This window comes from Enterobacter cloacae subsp. cloacae ATCC 13047 (genome assembly GCF_000025565.1).
Taxonomy (GTDB): Bacteria; Pseudomonadota; Gammaproteobacteria; order Enterobacterales; family Enterobacteriaceae; genus Enterobacter; species Enterobacter cloacae.
Genome location: NC_014121.1, coordinates 3209030 through 3224032, shown reverse-complemented (window position 1 = coordinate 3224032; position 15003 = coordinate 3209030). Strand labels below are relative to the sequence as shown.

The following is a 15003-nucleotide window of genomic DNA, read 5'->3' as shown; positions in this document are numbered from 1 at the left end:
GGGAGTTATGGCGCTGATGTCTGAACCTGTTGTCTCACTCAAGGACGACACGCGAAAACAGCTGGGGGCATTTTTACGCGCCCGGCGTGAGAGCCTTGATCCACAGCGTCTTGGATTGCCGCGCAGCGGCCGCCGCCGCACGCCGGGGCTGCGCCGTGAAGAGGTGGCTTTGCTGGCTGACGTGGGCGTGACCTGGTACACGTGGCTGGAGCAGGGCAGAGATGTTAATCCCTCCAGCACCGTGATGGCGGCAGTGGCAAAAGCGCTGCAATGCACCCCGACCGAGACGCGCCACCTTTTTGTGCTGGCCGGATTGCCGCCGGGTGAAGCGCCACAGGCGACGGGCTGCGAGGGGATCAGCGAGGGCACGCGTCGCCTGCTTGATACCCTCATGCCGAAACCCGCCAGCATCCAGAAACCCAACTTCGATATCGTGGCGTGGAACGACAGCTTCGGGCACTTAATGGGCGTCGATTTCAATGCGATCCCGCCGGAAGATCGCAACTGTATTTATCTTTTCCTCACCCATCCCGCATGGCGTGCGCGGCTTGGCAAGCGTGACGACGTGCTGCCGATCTTTGTCTCCTATTTCCGCGCGGCGATGGCCGAGCACCGGGGCGATCCGCTGTGGGAAGCGAAACTGGCGCGATTCTTTGCAGTGTCTGAGGAATTTAAAACCCTGTGGCATCAGCGCAACGACGTGCGCGGAGTGGAGAATCAGCTCAAGCTGTTTACCCATCCTGAGCTGGGCGAGTTTACCCTGCAGCAGATGTACTGGTACTCTGCACCGCGTAATGGATCGCGGCTGCTGGTCTATCTGCCGGTGGATGACGCGGGGGAGAGGGCGATGGAATGGCTGGCGGAGCAGGCAAAATGAAGGTAACCCGAAAACAGGAGCGGCTTTTGCGCCGCGCGCTCAACGAATGGCAGCAGGAAGGCACATTAAGCGCTGACGAGCATCAGCGTCTGGCGGGCACCTTGACACGCGTCACCATGGACTGGCAGCGGCTCAGCCGCTATGCCTTCTGGACGGCGCTGGCCTGCGTGATTATTGCTATCGGCAGCCTGTTCTCCGACAGTGAACTGATGGCGCGCATTATTGCATTCTTCTCTTTCTCCTCCATCGCCCGCATCGGGCTGCCTGCGCTGGTTGCCGTGCTGTTTTATCTGTGGGGCTTCAGCCGACAGCGGCGTGAAACCCAGTGGCATTACAGCACTGAAGCCATGCTTTTTCTCGGCGTGCTCTTTACCGCCATCGCACTCTGGCAACTCGGGGAGCGTCTGGATAACGGCAGCGGCCATATCGCACCGCTGTTCCTGGCGGGATGTGCGGTTTACGGGCTGGTGGGCTTCTTTGGTCGCTCTGGCCTGGTGTGGCTGTTTTTTCTGCTCTCACTCGGTAACTGGTTTGGTGCGGAGACGGGCTATATGTCCGGCTGGGGCGCCTACTGGCTGGGAATGAACTACCCGGTACGCTTTATCTTCTTCGGCGGTGCGCTGCTGGCACTGTGCTGGCTGCTGCGCGGAAGGCTACAGGCGCGCCATCTATACACGACCAGCAAAGCGATGGGGCTCACGTATCTGTTTGTCGCCCTGTGGATCATGTCGATTTTCGGCAACTACGATATCGATAACTGGTATGGCGTTACGCAGGCTTCGCTGCTGCCGTGGGCGCTGCTGTTCGCCGTGGCGGCGGTGCTCTGCATTTACATCAGCCTTAAAACCGACGACGGCATGCTGCGCGGTTTTGGCCTGACCTTCCTCGCCATTAACCTCTACACCCGCTACTTCGAATACTTCTGGGACGGGATGAACAAAGTGGTGTTCTTCCTGCTCCTCGCGGCGTCGCTGGCGGTGATTGGGCGCTATGCAGAACGAATCTGGCACGCCGGTAACCCGGCCAGGTAAGTTTTTTGCGAGAAGGATTCAGGGAATCGACGTGGACTCGGTTGATCCTGGCGCAAACGTGTAAGGTAAATCACGAAAGGTGAAATTAGCCTTTAATGCAAATTGCCTTATATGTTAATATCGTCAGGGATGAATAACCATGTTCAGACTTATCGTTCATCATGCGGTTCGGGAGGAGATCCTCGCATTGCCTGCGGTGGTACAGGCGAAGTTGATTCGCCAGCTAGATAAATTGCGTACTCATCCAACCGCATTGAGGGAGCCTGATAGCAAGCCGTTGCCACATGGCTTGTTTGAAATAAGAACAATTGGGCTGCTCCATAGTCGCGGAATTTATGTCTATCAACGGGAGAAGACCATTTTTCTGTTGCGGGTCTTTATTAAGAAGACGCAAAAAACCCCCTCCGCTGAAATCCGTCTGGCACTGAAGAGACAACAGGAGATGTTAGATGAGCAAGAAGATTATTAACTGGGACGAATTAAGAGCAGAGTTATTAAGTGATTCCGAGGTACAGGCATCTTTTGATGCGGAAGAGCGTAAAGCGCGTCTGCGTGACATGCTGGCGCAATGGCGAAACCAGGCCGGACTGACGCGTGCGCAGGTGGCAGAGAGGATGGGGGTTAGCGCGCCAACGGTTTCACGAATGGAAGCAAATATCACACGAGCCAGTCTGGATACCTTAACGCGTTATGCGCTGGTGTGTGGGGTAAAGCATCCGCAGATCACGCTTTATTAACAGCTGGCACGCCGGGATCCAGCGTGCCAGTACTGATTAGCACTCAGTCACAATCGTGCTCAGCGGCAGGCGAGATTTTGGCAGCGTGGCGTTGAAATCTTCCACGCTGTGATGCCCAACCGGCACCACCACCAGGCTGGTGAAACCTTTCTCTTTCAGGCCGAACTCTTCGTCGAGGATCGCGGCGTCGAAACCTTCAATCGGTACCGCATCCAGGCCCAGTGCAGCCACGCCCAGCAGGAAGTTACCCACGTTCAGATAAACCTGTTTCGCCATCCACTGGTCGTCATCTTTCAGATCCACACGGTGCATGTCAGCGAAGTAGGTACGACCTTTATGGTTCGCCGCTTTGGCTTCTGGCGTGTTGAAACGGCCATCGGCTTCTTCCTGATCCACCACGCGTTCCAGCCAGGCATCATCCATCGCGGTTTTCGCGCAGAACACCACCACGTGAGAAGCGTCCAGCATTTTGCGCTCGTTGAAGACGTAAGTGCCTGCGGCAGATTTCGCCACGCGAGCTTTACCTTCCTCGGTGCTGGCGACAATAAAGTGCCACGGCTGGGAGTTGGTGCTGGACGGGCTGTATTGCAGCAGGGTTTTGATCTTTTCCGCTTCGTCTGCGGTCAGTTTTTTAGCGGGGTCGAACGCCTTGGTGGAGTGGCGTTTCAGGGCGACAGAAATAATATCCATAACAACTCCTGGTAATGAAATTCGCCCGCACGCGGGCGCGAAAGGAGAGCAGATTACAGCGAGACGCGGAAAAAGATAAGTGCGATTCGAGCGCTTATACTGTTCGTCTCAGACGAACAATCAAACCGGTCTGATCCACTTCTGGTCTTTTTTCGGCAGCTTATCCACCACCAGATTCCACGAGTCATTGATGAGATCGGTCACCAGTTCTGGCGTGACGTCGTCGGTACCGTAGAGGGAAATCCAGTGTTTTTTATTGAGGTGATAGCCCGGTTCCACCCCGCGATAAATCTGCTGGTTTAACAGCGATTTTTCCGGGTCTGACTTCAGGCTGACGTGGGGCCGTCCATGTACGGTGCCCATCAGCATAAAAATTTTTCCGCCTATCTTAAACACATCGTATTCTGGCCCAAACGGCCAGCAGTGTTCGGTGAAAGGCAGCTCCAGCGCCACGCGTTTGGCGTGCTCCTGCAGGGATTTACTGTCCATCGCTCTCTTCCTGGGCAAGCCCGCGCCACATAACCTCAAACCCGAGCGCTTTAAAATCGACGGCGCGAGAAGGATCGCGGGTGGCAAATTCCATTGTGGATTCGGCAAGCGATAAGAAAAGCGCATCGCCAAAGGTTTTAAACTCATCGGACATAAATACCTGGCGCACCGAGCGGCGGCAGAGTTCATGCAGCTCCGGGAACATCTCTTTCACCGCCAGTTCCGTTTCGGCGCTCAGCTTTTCACTCACGCCTATCTGGCGGATTGCCGCATGCGCCACGGGGTTACGAATCCCCCAGTCCACATAGCTGTTCCAGATGTTTCGCGTATGCTCTTTCGGTGTGGTAAGGCTGCGATCCAGATTAGAGAGCATTGATTGACAGAGGTCCTGCTTGAGGTGCAGGTAGAGGGCATTCAGCAGATCGTCTTTGGTAGCAAAGTAGCGGAACAGGGTACCTTCGGCGACGCCCGCTTTACGGGCAATTAACGCCGTTGAGGCGGCAATACCTGACTGCGCAAATGCCGCGGTTGCGGCGTCCAGTAAGGCCTGTTTTTTATCTTCACTCTTCGGACGTGCCACTAAATTTTTCCTCCTGTCAATTGTAAAAACCCTGATTGAAACACGTGCTTTGACCCGCTGCAACGCGGAATGTCAAAGATCGAAAACGTCTTGACGACTTTATCATCATATCTATAATGAGTGCTTACTCACTCATAATCAAGTTCAGCCCGCGCAAACCATCGGATGGGGCGCGTTTTCGGGTCAGGATATGAAAAAGTCCCTCTTCATCTGCGTGGTGTTTGTCATGATTATTGCTTCAGCCGCGAGTTTACCGTTTGTTCTGAATGCCGGATTTGGTCAGCCACCGCAGGGTGCGCAGCTCACGGAAGTGGAGGCCTCGCCGCAGTATCGCGACGGCAAATTCCACAATACGTTGCCCACGCCAGGCTATAACGGCGACAAAAATATGCTGGTGGCGATGTGGGAGTTCCTGACCAAAAAGACCGAAAACGCCCGTCCTGCACAGCCGCTGCCGCTGGTGAAAACCGATCTCGCAAGCCTGCCGCGGGAGCAGGAGACGCTGGTGTGGCTCGGTCACTCCTCCTGGTATATGCAGCTGGCGGGGAAACGGATCCTTATCGACCCCGTTCTCGGGAATTACGCCGCGCCGTTTTCATTCCTCAACAAAGCCTTCGCCGGGGAATATCCCTGGCAGGCGAGCAGCATGCCGGAGATCGACCTGCTGATCATTTCGCACGATCACTACGATCACCTGGATTACGCCACCATCACGGCGCTGCTGCCAAAGGTGAAACGCGTGGTCACTCCGCTGGGCGTGGGATCGCACCTGCGTTACTGGGGAATGAAGCCGGAGATTATTGAAGAGCGCGACTGGAACCAGTCGGTGCGCATCAGCGAGGCGCTGACGGTACATGTACTGCCTGCGCGTCACTTCTCCGGGCGCGGCATCAAGCGCAATCAAACCCTGTGGGGCAGTTTTATGTTCGTTACGCCCGAACAGAAGATTTATTACAGCGGCGATTCAGGTTACGGGCCGCATTTTAAGGCCATCGGCGAGCAGTTTGGCGAGGTGGATTTAGCCATTATGGAAAACGGTCAGTACGACCAGGACTGGAAGTACATCCATATGCTGCCGGAAGAGACGGCGCAGGCCTCGGTGGATCTGAACGCGAAAGCCGTGGTGCCGGGACATAACGGGCGCTTCGTGCTGGCGAAACATACCTGGAACGATCCGCTGATCCAACTGGCAAAAGCCAGCAAGGACAAAAATTATCGGCTGTTGACACCCGCGCTGGGCGAGCCTGTCCGGGTGAGTGATCCCACGCAAACATTTCGTGAGTGGTGGGAATAATGATCAATCAGGAAGCTGAAGGGGAGAGCAGTATGACCATTTCCGCTCAAGTCATCGACACTATCGTCGAGTGGATCGACGATAACCTGCACCAGCCATTACGTATCGAAGAGATTGCCCGCCATGCGGGTTACTCGAAATGGCACCTGCAGCGGCTGTTTATGCAATACAAAGGGGAGAGTCTGGGGCGCTATATCCGTGAACGCAAGCTGCTGCTGGCGGCGCGGGATCTGCGCGAATCAGACGCCCGGGTATACGACATCTGCCTGCGTTACGGGTTTGACTCGCAGCAGACCTTCACTCGCATCTTCACCCGCACGTTCAACCAGCCGCCTGGGGCGTATCGTAAAGAGAACCACAGCAGGGCACACTGAGCTGTTTTACCCGGTGGCGGTTTCGCCTGACCGGGCCTGCATCACGCTTACGACGCCAGAGAAAACCAGCGGCGCCAGACGAAACGCAGCACAAAGAATTCGATGGCGCCGAGCAGTAAGAACCACACGCAGAACAGAATGGTGTAGAGCTGGTTAAGGTCGACCATGTGGAAGGTCTGAACCAGCTTCTGCGCCAGCACCAGCCCGAGAGAGGGTGCCGGTAGCAGCAGGCACGAAAGCAGGGCCAGCAATAAAATGCCGCCCGCAGTGAGCAGCGATTCTAACGGGTGTTTCATCGTAATGTTAATCGTCAGTTAAAAATGTCATTGTCCGGCATCCCGGAACGTAAAGCAATATAAACCCACCCACCCGGTTTCACTGAAATAATCACCGCTTATCAGCTTCTTATTCGTAAAATAAAAATAAATCCTCACGCGCGATTAAAACAATATCGCGTTATGTCAATTAATGTCTGGATTACGAAAATAATTTTACAAAGGAATAGGTGCTATATCCAATTAACGTTGCAATAACAATGGCTGCGATAATGTATAACGCCAGACGGCGTCCGCGATAAATACCAAACATGGTTCCTCCTCGTTTAAAGTTGGTTTAGAAATATTTTGTAAAAATTGGCTCATCGAAATAGTTTTATGCAGTTTTGAATAACCGAGAAGTCATTATATTGCGGTAGATCAATTTTACTCGCAAGACTTTAAAATGAATTTATTTTAGCCCGAAAGGAATTCAGGCTTCAGTTCACCGGATATTGAAGGAAAAATACGATGACCGAAAAAAAATTGTCCCCGAACGTGCCGCCTTCCGGCGGGCTGGCATACCAGCAGACCGTAGAGCAGGTGCTTGCGCACACCCAGAGCCAGGCCACAGGTCTGGAGCGTGCAGAGGCGCAGGCGCGTTTGCAAAAACATGGCCCGAATGCGCTGCCAGAGAAAAAAGGTAAACCCGCCTGGCTGCGTTTTTTAGCCCATTTTAATGATGTTCTGATTTATGTCCTGCTGGCCGCAGCCGTATTAACGGCAATAATGGGCCACTGGGTTGATACGCTGGTTATTTTAGGCGTGGCGGTGATCAATGCGTTAATTGGTCATATTCAGGAAAGCAACGCGGAAAAATCGTTGAAGAGTATTCGTAATATGCTCTCCAGCGAGGCGCGTGTTATTCGCGATGGCAACCATGAAACAATACCCACAACTGAAATAGTTCCGGGCGATATTATTGTTTTACGTGCGGGGGATCGTATTCCCGCAGATATGCGCTTAATCGAAGCACATAATTTACGCGTGGAAGAGGCGATTCTCACCGGCGAATCAACGGTGGTAGATAAACACACCAACCCGCTGAACGGTGAACTGCCGTTGGGCGATCGCACTAACCTGGTCTTCTCGGGCACCACCGTAAGCGCGGGTGGGGGGATCGGCGTGGTGATTGCCACCGGGCAGGAGACCGAGCTTGGCCACATCAACCAGATGATGGATGGGATTGAAAAACACCGCACGCCGCTGCTGGTACAGATGGACAAGCTGGGCAAGGCTATCTTCGCCATTATTCTGGCGATGATGGCGGCGCTGTTTATCTTCAGCCTGGTGTTCCGCGAGATCCCAATGGGCGAGCTGCTGCTCTCGCTGATTAGCCTGGCGGTGGCGTCCGTACCGGAAGGTCTGCCGGCGATTATCTCCATTATCCTCTCGCTGGGTGTACAGGCGATGGCGCGCAAGCGGGCGATTATCCGCAAGCTGCCAACGGTTGAAACCCTGGGGGCGATGACCGTGGTCTGCTCGGATAAAACCGGCACCCTGACCATGAACGAAATGACGGTGAAGGCCATCATCACCGCTGACGCCTGCTACCGCGTGGACGGCAACAGCTACGAGCCGGTGGGCAACATTTACCTGGAAGGCAGCGACGAGCCGATGCAGATCCAGCCGGACACCGTGCTGGAGCAGTACCTGCGCACCATCGACCTGTGCAATGACAGCCAGCTGATTCAGGACGAGCGCGGCCTGTGGGGCATCACCGGTGGGCCGACCGAAGGCGCGCTGAAGGTGCTGGCGGCGAAAGCCCACCTCGCGCCGGTCATGACCACGTTGATTAACAAAATCCCGTTCGACTCGCAGTACAAGTACATGAGCACCCACTACCAGATTGGCAGTGAGGAGCAAATCCTGATCACCGGCGCGCCGGATGTGATTTTCGCCCTCTGCGCACAGCAGCAGACCCGCAACGGTGCGCAGGCGTTTGACCGTGCGTACTGGGAAAGCGAGATGGAGCGCTATGCGCGCCAGGGGCTGCGTATGGTGGCCGCAGCGTTCAAACCGGCAAACGGCGAGCAGGCGCTGACGCATGACGATCTCAGCCACGGTCTGATCTTCCTCGGTATCGCCGGGATGATGGATCCACCGCGCCCGGAAGCCATTGACGCCATTAACGCCTGCCAGCAGGCGGGGATCCGCGTGAAGATGATCACCGGCGATCACCCGCAGACGGCAATGAGCATTGGCCAGATGCTGGGGATCACCAACAGCGAGCAGGCGGTGACCGGCTACCAGCTGGAGAAGATGGATGACACCGAGCTGGCGGACGCGGCGGTGAAGTATGACATCTTCGCCCGTACCAGCCCGGAGCATAAGCTGCGCCTGGTGAAAGCGCTGCAGGACAAAGGCGAAATCGTCGGCATGACCGGCGACGGCGTGAACGATGCCCCGGCGCTGCGTCAGGCGGACGTGGGTATTGCGATGGGCATCAAAGGCACGGAAGTGACCAAAGAGGCGGCGGACATGGTCCTGACGGACGATAACTTCGCCACCATTGCCAGCGCGGTAAAAGAGGGGCGTCGTGTCTACGACAACCTGAAGAAAACCATTCTGTTCATCATGCCAACTAACCTGGCGCAGGGGCTGCTGATTGTGATTGCGCTGCTGGCGGGGAACATCATTCCGCTCACGCCGGTACTGATTCTGTGGATGAACATGGCAACCTCCGCCACGCTCTCCTTCGGCCTGGCGTTTGAAGCCGCCGAGCGCAACATCATGCGCCGTCCGCCGCGTCAGACCGGGCAGCATGTGATGGACGCGTATGCCGTGTGGCGCGTGGCCTTTGTGGGCACCATGATTGCCATCGCCGCCTTTGCGCTGGAAGCCCTGCTGGCCCCGCGCGGTCACAGCGCGGAGTTCATCCGCACCGTGCTGCTGCAGATGCTGGTCTGTGCCCAGTGGGTGTACATGATCAACTGCCGCAATACCGAAGGGTTCTCCCTGAACCGCGGCCTGCTGGCAAACAAAGGGATCTGGCTGGTTACCGGCGTGCTGTTCCTGCTTCAGGCGGCCATCATCTACCTGCCGTTTATGCAGATGCTGTTCGGGACGGAAGCGCTGCCGCTGCGCTACTGGTTCGTAACGCTTGCGGTAGCGGGCGTGATGTTCTTCGTCGTCGAAATCGAGAAGCGACTCACCCGCAGGTTCCGTAAGGCTGCATAACCTTTTGCCCTCACCCTAACCCTCTCCCACAGGGAGAGGGGACCCTGACCTCCCTCTCCCGGTGGGAGAGGGCCGGGGTGAGGGCAACAACCCTGAGGTACTCCCATGAAATTCCCACTCCTGTTCGCACTGCTTACCTTCACCCTGCCACCTGCCTTTGCCGCCGCCATCCCTGTTCGCGTTGCCACCGTGGAACAAACTACCCACGCTGCTGAACGCCAGATCCCGGGCCGCATCGAGGCGATTCACACCGTTGAGTTGCGCGCACGCACGGAAGGCGTGATAACCAAAATCAACTTCCGCGACGGGCAATATGTGAAAAAAGGCGACGTGCTGTTCGAACTGGATGATGCCGAGCCGCGTGCTGCCGTGCGTCTGGCCCAGGCCGAGGTGACAAGCGCCGAAGCCACGCTGCGGCAGGCGCAGCAGCAGCTCTCCCGTTTTGAAAGCCTGGGCAACAACAACGCCATCAGCCGCCACGATGTGGATAACGCCCGTATGCAGCGCGATGTCGCCCGCGCCGCGCTGGAGCAGGCGAAAGCCCGGCTGGAAACCCGCAACGTGACGCTGGGGTACACGCGCATCACGTCACCGATTGCTGGGCGCGTGGGGCACAGCAACTTCCACGTCGGCAGCCTGGTCAACCCCGCAAGCGGTGTACTGGTGGATGTGGTGCAGCTGGATCCGATCCGCATCGCTTTTGCGCTGGAAGAGGGCACCTTTGCCGCTAAAGTCGGCAAGCATACCGATCTCCGCACCATGAAGCAGGCCTGGCAGGCATTAATTGACAGCAACGGCCAGCGCATCGTCGGCGAGCTGACGTCGGTGGACAACCGCATCGACCCGCGCACCGCCAGCGTGATGCTGCGCGCCGAATTCGCCAATCCACGCCATCAGCTGCTGCCCGGCGGCAATGTGAATGTTTTTCTGCGGCCCGCCAGCGCAACGCCGGTTATGACGCTGCCCGCCGCTGCCGTACAGCAGAATGACGACGGTTTCTTCGCCTGGGTGGTAAACGCCGACGGCAAGGCGGAAAAACGTCCGCTGACGGTCGCCGGACAGATCGGGCAGCAGTTCCAGATCGCCTCTGGCGTACAGCCTGGTGAGCGAGCGATCGCTGACGGCGTGCAGCGTGTTCAGCCCGGCGCTGCCGTCCAGATACTGAATTAAGGAGCCATCATGCTGACGTTTTTCATCAAACGCCCGCGCTTTGCGATGGTGATTGCGCTGGTCATTACCCTGTTGGGGGCTATCGCGCTGAAGCTGATCCCGGTGGAGCAGTATCCGCAGATCACGCCGCCGGTCGTGAATGTGTCAGCGTCATGGCCGGGGGCCAGCGCGGCTGACGTGGCCGAGGCCATCGCCACGCCGCTGGAGACCCAGCTTAACGGCGTGGACCACATGCTGTATATGGAGTCCACCAGTTCGGATGAAGGCACCTACAGCCTGAACATCACGTTTGCTGCCGGGACAGACCCGGATCTGGCCGCCATCGACGTGCAAAACCGCGTGTCGCAGGCCACGGCACAGCTACCGGCCGAGGCACAGCAAAACGGCGTGCAGGTGCGCAAGCGCGCCACCAACCTGATGATGGGGGTAAGTCTTTACTCACCGGAAAACACCCACACGCCGCTGTTTGTCAGCAACTACGCCAGCACTCAGGTGCGCGAGGCGCTGTCCCGTTTGCCCGGCGTCGGGCAGGTGCAGATGTTTGGCGCGCGCGACTACAGCATGCGCATCTGGCTGCGGCCCGATCGCATGAACGCGCTCAACGTCACCACCGACGACGTGGCGCAGGCGCTGCGCGAGCAGAACGTGCAGGGCGCGGCAGGCCAGGTCGGTACACCACCGGTCTTTAACGGCCAGCAGCAGACCCTGACCATCAACGGGCTGGGGCGCTTAAACCAGGCAGAAGAGTTTGCCAACATCATCATCCGCGCGGGCGAGATGGGGCAACTGGTGCGCCTGCAGGACGTTGCCACCATCGAACTTGGCTCACGCAGCTACAGCTCCGGCGCGCAGTTGAACGGACATGACTCCGCCTACCTTGGTATTTACCCCACTCCGTCTGCTAACGCCCTGCGCGTCGCCGGGGCGGTGCGTGCAGAGCTGGAGCGTCTCTCGACGCGCTTCCCGGACGACCTGGTTTATGAGGTGAAATTCGACACCACCACCTTCGTGGCTGCCACCATTAAAGAGATTGGCGTCTCCCTGGCGCTGACGATGCTGGCGGTGGTGGTGGTCGTCTCCCTGTTCCTGCAGAGCTGGCGCGCCACGCTGATTGTCGCCCTTGCCATTCCGGTGTCGCTGGTGGGCACCTTTGCGGTGCTCTACACGCTTGGCTATTCCGCCAACACGCTCAGCCTGTTCGCCATTATTCTGGCGCTGACCATGGTGGTGGATGACGCCATCGTGGTGGTGGAGAGTGTTGAAACGCTGATGGCGGAAGGGCAGAGCCGGACTGCGGCGACAGCGCTGGCGCTGCGCCAGATTGCCGGGCCGGTGATCGCGACGACGCTGGTGCTGCTGGCGGTATTCGTGCCGGTGGCGTTGCTGCCGGGGATTGTCGGCGAACTGTACCGCCAGTTTGCGGTCACGCTCTCCACCGCCGTAACGCTCTCAAGCCTGGTGGCGCTAACGCTGACACCCGCGCTGTGTGCGCTGCTGCTGCGTCCGCGTCCGGCGCAGCCCGCGGCGATTTTCCGCGGCTTCAACCGGGGGCTGGAGGCCACGCGTAGCCTCTACTCCCGCATGGTGAGTATATTCACCCTTCGTCCGTGGCTGGCACTGCTGGCCACCGCAGGCGCGGCGGCTGTGGTGGTGTTCAGCTTTATGTCGATGCCTAAAGGCTTCCTGCCGCAGGAAGATCAGGGCTACTTCTTCGCCAGCGTTCAGTTGCCGGAAGCGGCCTCGCTGGAGCGCACCGAGGCGGTGATGGCTACGGCACGCGAATTAATTGCTAAACATCCGGCGGTGGAAGACGTGATTCAGGTCTCCGGGTTTAACATCCTCAACGGCACCAGCGCCTCCAACGGCGGGTTTATCTCCATCATGCTGAAGGACTGGAGCGAGCGTCCGCCGCTGGATGACGTGATGGGTACCCTTCAGCGCCAGCTGCTGGCGCTGCCGGAAGCAACCATCATGACCTTTGCCCCGCCGACGCTGCCGGGGCTGGGCAATGCTTCCGGCTTCGACCTGCGTATTCAGGCGCAGGCGGGGCAGAGCCCGGCGGAGCTGGAGCGCATCACCCGCGAGGTGCTGGTGAAAGCCAACCAGCATCCGCAGTTGAGCCGCGTATTCACCACCTGGAGCAGCAACGTGCCGCAGCTGACGCTGATCGTTGATCGCGAGCGTGCGGCGCGTCTCGACGTACCGGTGTCACGCATCTTCAGCAGCCTGCAAACCGCATTTGGCGGCACGCGTGCCGGCGATTTCAGCGTCAACAACCGCGTCTACCATGTGGTGATGCAAAATGAGATGCAGTGGCGCGAGCGCGCCGGGCAAATCAGCGAGCTGTTTGTGCGCAGCAACAACGGTGAGCGGGTGCGCCTGAGTAATCTCGTGACCATCACGCCCACCGTTGGTGCGCCGTTCCTGCAGCAGTACAACCAGTTTCCGTCGGTGTCGGTGAGCGGTTCCGCGGCGGAAGGGGTGAGCAGCAGCACTGCGATGGCGGCGATGGGCGACATTCTGGCGCAGAGCCTGCCCGCCGGGTACGACTACGCCTGGAGCGGCATGTCGTACCAGGAGCAGCAGACCGGCAATCAGGCAATCTGGATCGTGCTGGCGGCGGTGGTGATGGCGTGGCTGTTCCTCGTCGCCCAGTACGAGAGCTGGACGCTTCCGGCGAGCGTAATGCTCTCGGTGCTGTTCGCCATCGGCGGGGCGCTGGTCTGGCTGTGGATAGCCGGCTACGCCAACGACGTGTATGTGCAGATTGGCCTGGTGTTGCTGATAGCCCTTGCTGCCAAGAACGCGATCCTTATCGTCGAGTTTGCCCGCGCGCGGCGCATGGAGGGGATAGCAATTGTCGATGCGGCTCGCGAGGGAGCATCACGCCGCTTCCGTGCGGTAATGATGACGGCGGTATCGTTCATCATTGGCGTCCTGCCAATGATGCTGGCGACCGGGGCGGGTGCCCAAAGCCGTCGCATCATTGGTACTACGGTATTCAGCGGTATGCTGGTGGCGACCGTGGTGGGGATCCTGTTCATCCCCGCACTGTTTGTGCTGTTCCAGCGCCTGCGCGAGTGGGGGCACGGCCTTACGGACTCGTCGCCCACAGCTCGCAGTGCTTCTGAACCAGAGAAATAAGCGAGCCGCCGTCGGCGATAAAGTCCCGCATGCGCTGCGCCTCGCTCTTGCCCTGCTTTAACAGCAGGGCAAGTTCCTTAATCGCGCTCGTCGCGCCGAGTTTCTCGGCCGATGGCGCAACCTGCTCCAGCAGCCAGGCAAGATCTTCCGCCACCGTCTTATGCTCGCCGGTATGCACGTCCGTCAGTATGCCCTCAAGCCCGTAGCGACACGCCTGAAAACGGTTAAAGCGATACAGCAGAAAATCTCTCTCCTGATGCTTATACGGCCGGGTGGTCAGCAGCCAGTGGGATGTCGCCTGGATCAGCCCGGCGATATTGATCGCATGGCCGAGCGTCAGCGGCGTATCCATCACCCGCACCTCAACGGTGCCAAAATGTGGGCTGGGGCGGATGTCCCAGTGCAGATCTTTAATGCTGTCGATCATGCTGGTTGAGCTCAGGCGGCGAAACAGCCCCTCGAACTCCTGCCAGTTGTTGACCCACGGCATCTGCCCGTTATCTGGGAACCCGGAAAAGATATTGAGTCGTGAGGAGGCAAACTTTGTGTCCGTGCCCTGCATGTAGGGTGATGCGGCGGCCAGGGCGATAAAGTGCGGGACAAAGCGTGACAGGCCATGCAGCAGATAAATTGCGTCATCGCCGGTCCGGCACCCGACATGCACGTGCTGGCCAAACACCGTCGCCTGTAAAATCAGATAGCCAAAGCGCTCCAGCGTGATGTTGTAGCGCTCGTCATCGCACACCTCCTGCCGCTGCCACTTCTGGAACGGATGCGTCCCGCCGCCGCAGATCTGAATATGCTGCTCCGCCGCCGCCCGCAAAATGCTCTGCTGCATCATGGAGAACTGTGCCGCCGCCTGATCGATGTTCTGGCACACGCCGGTGGCAATCTCAAGCATGCTTTCGGTGATATCGTGTTTAACTTCACCGCCTTTGATGTCGTCTTTAACGGCGGCGATAAGCGCGGAAGAGTCCTGGCTCAGATCGTATCCCGGTGGGTTAACCACCTGCAGCTCGAGTTCGATGCCAAGGGTATAGGGTTCAGAGGATTTGAAATCGGGTAAAGGCATGGCGCACTCCGTTGTCTGTCGTGTGTTGAGTATAGACAACGACGTGGCGCT

At 58.1% G+C, this 15003-nt stretch carries 14 protein-coding genes; 9 read left to right on the top strand and 5 right to left on the bottom strand.

Translation table 11 applies throughout. The annotated features are described in order from the left end of the window. The first annotated feature begins 7 nt into the window (after positions 1-7). The 4 genes from ECL_RS15575 (at position 8) to ECL_RS15560 (ending at position 2645) form a co-directional block, all read left to right on the top strand. The gene (locus ECL_RS15575; RefSeq protein WP_013097685.1) at positions 8-877 is read left to right on the top strand and encodes a helix-turn-helix transcriptional regulator; all 870 of its coding nucleotides are present in this window, start codon (positions 8-10) and stop codon (positions 875-877) included. Further along, a complete protein-coding gene (locus ECL_RS15570) occupies positions 874-1908 on the top strand; it encodes a hypothetical protein (protein WP_044158814.1) in 1035 nt (344 codons plus the stop codon). The genes ECL_RS15575 and ECL_RS15570 overlap by 4 nt, the downstream gene beginning before the upstream one ends. 139 nt (positions 1909-2047) lie before the next feature. After that, the gene (locus tag ECL_RS15565; protein WP_044158813.1) at positions 2048-2377 is read left to right on the top strand and encodes a type II toxin-antitoxin system RelE/ParE family toxin; all 330 of its coding nucleotides are present in this window, start codon (positions 2048-2050) and stop codon (positions 2375-2377) included. After that, positions 2358-2645: a helix-turn-helix domain-containing protein gene (locus ECL_RS15560; protein ID WP_013097683.1), complete on the top strand. Its 288-nt coding sequence runs from the start codon at positions 2358-2360 to the stop codon at positions 2643-2645. Before ECL_RS15565 ends, ECL_RS15560 begins: the two co-directional genes overlap by 20 nt. A 36-nt stretch (positions 2646-2681) precedes the next feature. Here the strand turns inward: ECL_RS15560 and nfsB are convergent, their stop codons facing one another. The 3 genes from nfsB to ECL_RS15545 form a co-directional block, all read right to left on the bottom strand. Then, positions 2682-3335 carry an oxygen-insensitive NAD(P)H nitroreductase gene (gene nfsB / locus ECL_RS15555; protein ID WP_013097682.1) on the bottom strand — a complete coding sequence of 218 codons (654 nt, stop codon included), beginning with the start codon at positions 3333-3335 and terminating at the stop codon, positions 2682-2684. Between the two features lie 120 nt (positions 3336-3455). Next, the gene (locus tag ECL_RS15550; RefSeq protein ID WP_013097681.1) at positions 3456-3824 is read right to left on the bottom strand and encodes an MmcQ/YjbR family DNA-binding protein; all 369 of its coding nucleotides are present in this window, start codon (positions 3822-3824) and stop codon (positions 3456-3458) included. Then, positions 3814-4404, bottom strand: a complete 591-nt coding sequence (locus ECL_RS15545; RefSeq protein WP_013097680.1) for a TetR/AcrR family transcriptional regulator — start codon at positions 4402-4404, stop codon at positions 3814-3816. Before ECL_RS15545 ends, ECL_RS15550 begins: the two co-directional genes overlap by 11 nt. Before the next feature lie 190 nt (positions 4405-4594). Here ECL_RS15545 and ECL_RS15540 point away from each other — a divergent pair, with 190 nt between their 5' ends. Next, positions 4595-5698 (top strand): MBL fold metallo-hydrolase, encoded by a 1104-nt coding sequence (locus tag ECL_RS15540; protein ID WP_013097679.1) that lies wholly within the window; start codon positions 4595-4597, stop codon positions 5696-5698. 32 nt (positions 5699-5730) lie between these two features. Next, entirely contained in the window at positions 5731-6072 is a 342-nt protein-coding gene (locus ECL_RS15535; protein ID WP_014830972.1) for a RamA family antibiotic efflux transcriptional regulator, read from the top strand. A gap of 47 nt (positions 6073-6119) precedes the next feature. Here the strand turns inward: ECL_RS15535 and ECL_RS15530 are convergent, their stop codons facing one another. Further along, positions 6120-6368 (bottom strand): DUF1158 domain-containing protein, encoded by a 249-nt coding sequence (locus ECL_RS15530; RefSeq protein ID WP_013097677.1) that lies wholly within the window; start codon positions 6366-6368, stop codon positions 6120-6122. A 489-nt stretch (positions 6369-6857) separates the two neighbouring features. Between ECL_RS15530 and ECL_RS15525 the strand changes: the two genes are divergently transcribed. The 3 genes from ECL_RS15525 (at position 6858) to ECL_RS15515 (ending at position 13880) form a co-directional block, all read left to right on the top strand. Next, the gene (locus ECL_RS15525; protein WP_013097676.1) at positions 6858-9566 is read left to right on the top strand and encodes a cation-transporting P-type ATPase; all 2709 of its coding nucleotides are present in this window, start codon (positions 6858-6860) and stop codon (positions 9564-9566) included. Positions 9567-9671: 105 nt separating this feature from the next. Continuing rightward, positions 9672-10736 carry an efflux RND transporter periplasmic adaptor subunit gene (locus ECL_RS15520; RefSeq protein WP_013097675.1) on the top strand — a complete coding sequence of 355 codons (1065 nt, stop codon included), beginning with the start codon at positions 9672-9674 and terminating at the stop codon, positions 10734-10736. Between the two features lie 9 nt (positions 10737-10745). Continuing rightward, positions 10746-13880, top strand: coding sequence for an efflux RND transporter permease subunit (locus ECL_RS15515; RefSeq protein WP_013097674.1), 3135 nt, complete (start codon positions 10746-10748; stop codon positions 13878-13880). On the opposite strand, the gene ECL_RS15510 is transcribed toward ECL_RS15515, so the two are convergent. Further along, positions 13831-14952 (bottom strand): YbdK family carboxylate-amine ligase, encoded by a 1122-nt coding sequence (locus ECL_RS15510; RefSeq protein WP_013097673.1) that lies wholly within the window; start codon positions 14950-14952, stop codon positions 13831-13833. The two genes, ECL_RS15515 and ECL_RS15510, sit on opposite strands and share 50 nt — an antisense overlap. Positions 14953-15003 lie beyond the last annotated feature (51 nt).

Excerpts from the sequence above, each read along its gene's own strand:
- ECL_RS15525 (WP_013097676.1), top strand. The coding sequence starts at position 6,858 with ATGACCGAAAAAAAATTGTCCCCGAACGTGCCGCCTTCCGGCGGGCTG.
- ECL_RS15575 (WP_013097685.1), top strand. The coding sequence starts at position 8 with ATGGCGCTGATGTCTGAACCTGTTGTCTCACTCAAGGACGACACGCGA.
- ECL_RS15535 (WP_014830972.1), top strand. The coding sequence starts at position 5,731 with ATGACCATTTCCGCTCAAGTCATCGACACTATCGTCGAGTGGATCGAC.
- ECL_RS15510 (WP_013097673.1), bottom strand. The coding sequence starts at position 14,952 with ATGCCTTTACCCGATTTCAAATCCTCTGAACCCTATACCCTTGGCATC.
- ECL_RS15540 (WP_013097679.1), top strand. The coding sequence starts at position 4,595 with ATGAAAAAGTCCCTCTTCATCTGCGTGGTGTTTGTCATGATTATTGCT.
- ECL_RS15520 (WP_013097675.1), top strand. The coding sequence starts at position 9,672 with ATGAAATTCCCACTCCTGTTCGCACTGCTTACCTTCACCCTGCCACCT.
- ECL_RS15530 (WP_013097677.1), bottom strand. The coding sequence starts at position 6,368 with ATGAAACACCCGTTAGAATCGCTGCTCACTGCGGGCGGCATTTTATTG.
- ECL_RS15550 (WP_013097681.1), bottom strand. The coding sequence starts at position 3,824 with ATGGACAGTAAATCCCTGCAGGAGCACGCCAAACGCGTGGCGCTGGAG.
- nfsB (WP_013097682.1), bottom strand. The coding sequence starts at position 3,335 with ATGGATATTATTTCTGTCGCCCTGAAACGCCACTCCACCAAGGCGTTC.
- ECL_RS15565 (WP_044158813.1), top strand. The coding sequence starts at position 2,048 with ATGTTCAGACTTATCGTTCATCATGCGGTTCGGGAGGAGATCCTCGCA.
- ECL_RS15570 (WP_044158814.1), top strand. The coding sequence starts at position 874 with ATGAAGGTAACCCGAAAACAGGAGCGGCTTTTGCGCCGCGCGCTCAAC.
- ECL_RS15515 (WP_013097674.1), top strand. The coding sequence starts at position 10,746 with ATGCTGACGTTTTTCATCAAACGCCCGCGCTTTGCGATGGTGATTGCG.
- ECL_RS15560 (WP_013097683.1), top strand. The coding sequence starts at position 2,358 with ATGAGCAAGAAGATTATTAACTGGGACGAATTAAGAGCAGAGTTATTA.